At 63.3% G+C, this 2,184-nt stretch carries 3 protein-coding genes and 1 pseudogene; 3 read left to right on the top strand and 1 reads right to left on the bottom strand.

From position 1 onward, the window contains the following. The coding region (locus AHiyo1_RS26700) for a hypothetical protein (RefSeq protein WP_253257297.1) at window positions 1-182 on the top strand (182 nt) is incomplete at its 5' end. Continuing rightward, window positions 175-849, top strand: coding sequence for a response regulator (locus AHiyo1_RS11965; protein WP_253257296.1), 675 nt, complete (start codon window positions 175-177; stop codon window positions 847-849). The genes AHiyo1_RS26700 and AHiyo1_RS11965, both read left to right, overlap by 8 nt. An 83-nt stretch (window positions 850-932) precedes the next feature. On the opposite strand, the gene AHiyo1_RS11960 is transcribed toward AHiyo1_RS11965, so the two are convergent. After that, on the bottom strand, window positions 933-1,403 hold the full coding sequence (locus AHiyo1_RS11960) for a DUF4383 domain-containing protein (RefSeq protein WP_059388710.1): 471 nt from the start codon (window positions 1,401-1,403) through the stop codon (window positions 933-935). A 198-nt stretch (window positions 1,404-1,601) separates the two neighbouring features. On the opposite strand from AHiyo1_RS11960, the pseudogene AHiyo1_RS11955 reads away from it, so the two are divergent. Next, a pseudogene (locus AHiyo1_RS11955) lies at window positions 1,602-2,184 on the top strand (hypothetical protein); the annotation flags it as partial.

Genomic DNA, 2,184 nt, shown 5'->3' with positions numbered 1-2,184 from the left:
AGCAGTTCCGCGTGACGGTGTTCATCCCCTATGGTTCGCGGCCGGCAGCGCTCTTTCCGGAAGGTGGAGCGGAAGAGGAGGGTGTTCCGTCCGTTGAGGGGCTGGAGCAGGAGCCGGCGCTGGCTCTCGAGGGCGCCTCGCCGTCGTCGGGCACTGAGCGGGAAAGCGTCGGACGTGGCTGAAACACCGATCACGGTGGCCTTGGTGGACGACCAACCACTGTTCCGCTCCGGCATTCGCATGCTCGTCCAGAGCCAAGCGGACATGGACATGGCTTGGGAGGCCGACGACGGCGAACAAGCCGTGGCGCTCGCGGCCAGGCAGCGGCCGGACGTGATGCTGATGGACCTTCGGATGCCGGTGCTTGACGGAGTGGAGGCCACGCGCCGCATCACGGAGGAAGCCGATGCGGCCGGGGTGGACAAGCCAAAGATCATTGCCCTGACCACCTTCAACAGGGACCAAGCCGTGGTTGACGCCGTGCAGGCGGGCGCGAGCGGATACCTGCTCAAGAGCGCCGAACCGGAATTTCTGCTGGCTGCCATCCGGACCGTGTATTCGGGATACTCGGTGATCGCGCCCGGTTCGGTTCACGAACTCTTCCAGCACGCGGCCAGGACGGTGCCGGTCGCCGGGCCGGACCTCGCCGTGATGGACGAGCTGTCTCCGCGCGAGCGGGATGTGTTCCTCCTGGCGGCCAAAGGCTTGGGGAACGCCGAGATGGCACAGAGCCTGTTTGTCTCCGAGGCGACAGTGAAATCCCATCTACGCAGTGTGCTCAGCAAGCTCGGGCTGCGTACCAGGCTTCAGCTAGTGGCGTTCGCCTACGAACGCAGGCTTCTCGGGTAGGCGCCCCGGACGCAAAGGCGGCGGCCGCCCGAAAGGGACGGTCGCCGTCGTGCAACTGCAGAGTGCTGCAGAGTGAGGGGGCGCTACATGGCGCGGCCCTTCGACTCCTCCCTTACATCGCGTCCAAGCCATAGCCCAACGGCAACCATGACAACACCGAGAACCAGGTGCAGCCAGTCGTCCGCAGCGTTCATGGGCACGAAGTCAGCGCTCATGTTCGACATGGTGATCAGGCCGTAGATCCACAAGACGAGGTAGATTGCGCCGCCACCGATGAGGTAACCGCGCGCCATCCTTCCAGTCCTTGCGAAGTACAGGCCTGCTGCGCCGAACAGCAAATGGACAATATTGTGCAGGACGGATACTTGGAAGACTCCAAGAAGCATGGCGCCCGAGTCATGTCCTGCGAAGGTCATGGCGCCGTAATTGCTGGTGATGCCCGGGATAAATCCCAAGACGCCAACAGCCAGGAAAACCCAGCCCAAAATCAGTGCTGAGTTGTGGAGCGTCAGCCCCATCGCGTGGTGCTGCGCGGGGTGTGAAGCAGTAGTCATAGCTCCTCCCGATCACGATTTCCATCGGCCCTTCAAATGGAGGGCCGTATCGCGGCAAGGAGTCGGAAACCCTGCCGACGAGGATATCTTACTCCCGAAAACCCCGGAAATAGAGGGGAGAGGCCGGGACAAGCGCAGCTAGCATGGTTCTGTGATGCCCGATTCTGCGACGCTTTATCCCGTGATGGCAGTGCAACCGTGAGTGAGCCCTCGGTTCCCGGAGTGCGCGGAGCGATTTTCGGGGACACCAGGGACATCACGCCGTTCCGGAACGGACATGTCCGCACATCGGTAGGTGGACTGGCTGAGGGCTTGGGCGGTGCGATTTGGGGCGTCCTGAGAGGAAAAGCCGCAGGCCGGATCGACGTCGCCGGGGACGTCCCCAGGCTCAAACGGCTGGCTGGCAAGACCGCCAAATCGGTGTACGACGCGGTCTTCACCAGCACGGAACCGGATCGGCTCATCACCCTGGCGCGTACCTATCCGGGCTGGGCTGGCCTCTGCTACGTGATTGCCGGGCTGCTTGTGTACAAGCACGGAGGATATCTCCGGGCCTCGGAACTTCTGCAACGGGGCTTGTCCATCCGGATCGACGACGCCGCCAGCCAGTTCTCATCAAGCTACCTTCGCAGGGTGGTGACGCGGATCGAGGTGGCGGAGCGGATCGACGTTTCAGTGCTGTTCAGCGAGGAATCCGTGTTCCTCGCCCTCTCGCATTGCTTCAGGGAGACGGGCCAGACGGCGGAAGCGCTGGACTCCCTGGCCAGCTTGCCGCCGTCGT

It is taken from the genome of Arthrobacter sp. Hiyo1 (assembly GCF_001263615.2).
Classification (GTDB): Bacteria; Actinomycetota; Actinomycetes; order Actinomycetales; family Micrococcaceae; genus Arthrobacter.
The sequence above is the reverse complement of the archived record's forward strand: the minus strand, read 5'-3'. Positions and strand labels throughout refer to the sequence as shown.